Annotated in this window: 3 protein-coding genes; all 3 read right to left on the bottom strand. The window is 64.8% G+C overall.

Annotation, left to right across the window (positions count from 1 at the left end):
- Positions 1–121 precede the first annotated feature (121 nt).
- The 3 genes from ACZRN6_RS36310 to ACZRN6_RS36320 are packed head-to-tail and all read right to left on the bottom strand — an operon-like array spanning position 122 to position 3,926.
- A complete protein-coding gene (locus tag ACZRN6_RS36310) occupies positions 122–1,339 on the bottom strand; it encodes a TniQ family protein (protein WP_054471483.1) in 1,218 nt (405 codons plus the stop codon).
- Positions 1,336–2,244, bottom strand: coding sequence for a TniB family NTP-binding protein (locus tag ACZRN6_RS36315; protein WP_003465065.1), 909 nt, complete (start codon positions 2,242–2,244; stop codon positions 1,336–1,338). The genes ACZRN6_RS36310 and ACZRN6_RS36315 overlap by 4 nt, the downstream gene beginning before the upstream one ends.
- Positions 2,245–2,246: 2 nt before the next feature.
- Positions 2,247–3,926, bottom strand: coding sequence for a Mu transposase C-terminal domain-containing protein (locus ACZRN6_RS36320; RefSeq protein WP_003465068.1), 1,680 nt, complete (start codon positions 3,924–3,926; stop codon positions 2,247–2,249).
- Between the last annotated feature and the right edge of the window lie 240 nt (positions 3,927–4,166).

The following is a 4,166-nucleotide window of genomic DNA, read 5'->3' on the forward strand; positions in this document are numbered from 1 at the left end:
GCTGCAAATCGGTAGCCTGGGAGCCGTCCGCCTTCGATACCCGCATGTAGCCTATCAGCATGTCGTACCTGTCACATATACGTTCGATTATGTGACAGTGTGAGCCAGAAAGTTCTCGCCGTCAAAAACTGTCACTTAACCCGTCATTTAGTCTAAGACCTGCAAACGGCCATTCAGGCTCGTAATGTGACAAAAACTCCGGCGGGATGCCCTCCTTGGTGAACGTGGCGCGCAAACGTTCCAGGGATTCGGGGTCGCGTCGCCCGTAGGACGCCAGTGTGAACAGCAAGCGGGCCGTCTCCGGGTTGTGTCGCGCTTCAATGATGGCCTCATCGATGGCCTGGGCTGCTCGTTGCCAGTGGTTGATGGGTTCCGGCTTCGGCACCTTCGCCGGCAGGCCGTTGGTGAAACCAGTGTGCGGCTCCGTCTGAAACAGCGCGGCCTGTTCCCCGCGCGGGATCAGCGCCTTTGACTCGATCAGCGTGATGGCGGTGGCCGCCGCCTCCAGCATCTGCCACTGCACCGCCGGGGCCAGAATCTCGTAGGGACGCCACAGACTCTGCCCGGCGCGCAGCGGATGGCCGCAGCGCTCCCAGACATGGCGGATGCTCGCCGAGCAACTGCCGCAGTGCGAGAGCGGCGTGTTCAGCTCATCAAGCAGGGTGCGCAGCAGCCGGAACCACAAGCCGGCGTGGACACGCCGACGCGGCAGCTCCACAAAACCCGTCGTCAGCGCCTGCCAGGTGCGCCGGTCCATGCAGGCGATTGCGTCATCGGCAGGGCGCGGCGCAGCATCGGCGATTTCCCACTGAAGATACCGGCCGTGCATGCCCCAGTAGGACTCCAGCCAGCAGCCATGCTGCGGGCAGCTCAGCATCAAGGGGAGCTGCCAGACGAGTAGCACAGCTTGATTCGTTGGATCGTTCAGACACTGCGGACACGCCCGGCGAATCGTCTGGCTCGGTAGCCAGGCACGCCAGCGAGTGATGGACCGCACCTTGCGGGTGCGCTTGGGCAGGAGCACCGCGCATTGGAATGTATAGGTTTCCAAGGCTGCTGGTACCGAATCGTCGAGACTGTCGAGCAGCCACGGCACCCAGCCTGCAAGACTCATGCTGCGCAACCGCTCCAGCTCGACGCCACTGCGCTGGCAGAGCGCCGTCAGCAACGACAAGGATGGTGCGGTATCCAGGTCATCAAGTTGGCTGTGACCAAGATCGTGGGCCAGCAGCTCGTGCACGTCCATCTGGTAGCAGGCGGCGACCCGGTTGAGCCATGAGGACAGGGCTTCGCCTTCCTTGGGTGCCGGATGCAGCGGCCAGCGCGGCGCGGACTTCACATCAGTTCCCGCTCGAACTGTCGCCGCCGCTCACTGGGGCCGATGTAGTCGGCCATGCTGAGCGTGCGGTGGTTGATCGCTTCCTCGCCACTCTCCACGGCGGCGACGGCCGCCGCCACCAGCAGATGTGCAAGCTCGCCGATGGTGCCTTCGCTCCGGGTGAGCAGGTAGCGGGCCATGTCCAGCGTGGCAATCGGGGATGGCCGCCGTAGCGGGAGTGACGCCGCGAAGCTGGCCAGCAGCGAGCAGCAGTCCTCATTGGCCTCCCACGGCGGCAGCAGCATCGGCTCGAAGCGGTTTTCCAACTGATCGTCCGAACGGATGGCCAGGTACGCCTCGCGCGTGCCGACCCCGACCAGGGGGATACGCAGCTCGTTGCCGAGGAAGCGCAGCAGGTTGAGGAACTCGCGCCGGTTAACGCTGTTGCCAGCCAGTACATTGTGCAGTTCGTCGATCACCAGCATGCGCACGCCGACCTTGCGCAGCAGGGCCAGCGCCAGTTGCTCCATTTCCGGCAGCCGTGGGCGCGGGCGCAGCGGCGCGCCCATCGCAGCCAGCAGCGCGACATAGAAGCGGATCACCGATGGCTCTGACGGCATCTGCACGACCAGCACCGGGATATGTTCTTGGTCAGCGTCGGTGCCGACCGGGTGCGCCCGCCGGAATTTCTCGACGATCATCGACTTGCCGTTGTTGGTGGGGCCGACCAGCAGCAGGTTTGGCATGCGTTGCTTGTTCGGCCACGCATACAGAGTTTCCAGCCGGTTCAGCGCCTCGACCGCGCGCGGGTAGCCGATCCAGCGGTCGGCGCGAATGCGCTGGATGCGCTCGTCTGCCGGCAGCCTGGCCAAACCCTGTGCCGCTGGCAGCAGGTGGGACAGGTCAATGACGGGATATTCGTCCACGGCTACCACTCCTCGATCTGATCGAACGGTTTGGCCGGCGGCAGGTTGTCTGCCTGCGGGTCAGCCATGTCCACATCCGGCGGTATGGGCTTGGCCGGTGGCTCCGACGTCTTGAGGTGCTGGCGGCGATCAGCGTCGCGCCGCGCCTTGCGCGTGGCCTTCTGGGCGGTGGTCACGATCTCGCGCATCTGCCCGATCATGCGGAACAGCGCCGACTCGTCCACCTGCTCGCGCCCGAGCTGACGCAATTTGGCCAGCGCCTGGCGTTGTTCCCAGAGGGTGACGGCCGGATGGGACAAGGTGCGGTAGTGGATCTCCAGATAGTGCTGACCTTCCGGTTCCAGTACCCAGATGCGGCTGATGTCGCGCGGATCGCGCCGGATCAGGAAGGCGGGCAAGCGCTCGCGCCGGGCAATCCACGGCTTGAGGGCGTCGGCGTAGTAGTGGATGTGGTCGATGACAAAGCCGGTGCGGGTCAGGGTGCGGCGGATCACCGGCAGGAAATCGACCAAAAACGCGGTGGGGCGGGTAACGACGGCCGGGACGCCAACGCGCTCCACGGCCTCGGCCCAGCGCGCGGCCGGCGGCTGGAGCAGGCCGTTGTGCACGGAGCCGTGATAGGTGCCTACCGCCAACGCGAGCCAGCGCTCCAGCTCGCGCAGCGTCAGGGTGGCCATCTTCTCGGAATCGTACTCGCCGCGCTGGCCGGGATTGGAGAAGGTCGTCCCCGGTAATTCGTCGTGGATCATCTGCATCGCCGTGCCGATGATCCGTTCCACGATGCCGCCGTAGTGCGGCTGGCCTGGTGGGCGATAGTCCAGCCGGATGCCATGCTGTTCGCAGCCACGGCGCAGCGCTTCGCTTTTGAACTCGGCCGCGTTGTCCAGATAGAGCAGCCTGGGCTTGCCGCTCATCGGCCAGTCCATTTCCACATTCAGCCCTTCCAGCCAGGGCCGCTTGTCGCAGGCGGCATGCGCGAGGCATAGGCCGACCGAGACGGCGGACGGCGCTTCCAGCGTGACCACCATGCCGAGTACGCAGCGCGTGAACACGTCGATGGCGAGGGTCAAATATGGGCGGCCAATCGGTTGCCGGTCGCGCTCGTCGACCACGATCAGGTCGATGACGGTGTGGTCGATCTGCACCTGTTCCAGCGGCATGGTGACTTCGGGCGGAATGCCACCCGCGCCTTGCAAGGGACGGGCAGCGTCCTGCCCGCCCCGGCTGCGGGCTATTTTCGCCGGGTGTAGTCCGGCAATCCGCTGGGCCACGGTGTTGCGCGCCGGCACCGGCAGCTTCTGGGTTTTGCACGCCTGCGCGACTTCGCGGTGGAACGCCGCCAGGCTGCGTTTCTGCTTGGTCAGGAAGCGCTTTTGCAGCAGCTCGCGGATGATGCGCTCGACCGGTTCCGGCAAGCGCCCCTTGCCTTTGCCGCCGCCGGATCGGCCGGGCGTCAGGTCTGTTACCAGGCCAGTACCCTGCCGGGCGCGACGGATCAGGACATATACCTGTCGCCGGGACAGGCCCAGCGCTTGGGCTGCCTCATCGGCGGCTTCATGCCCGACCACCTCAAGCGCTGCCAGTGGCCCGATGATTTCCGTCCGGTGCCGGGCTTGCGCCCATGCCTCGTCGGGCAGGGTGGCCACGCCTTGCGCGGCAATCGGTGGAGTGTCTGATGTCATGCCCAAACCTCGCTTTGGTGCACACGAGTATTGAGCATAGTCGAGATTGGTGCAGACGACTCCTGATATTGGGCTGTCAGGAGCCGTATGCACACCAGGCGTTACATCCAGTCAGATGGTGCGGTCGTCTTCTGAAAACGACAAAGCCCATTTCTGTCAGGCTGAAATCTATGACCTTCGCGGGCATGTGTCAACGAATGCGAAAGACCACTCTATTCTGACGACTCGGAGCGGCCTTGC

The sequence above is a fragment of the Pseudomonas sp. A125 genome, assembly GCF_055409485.1.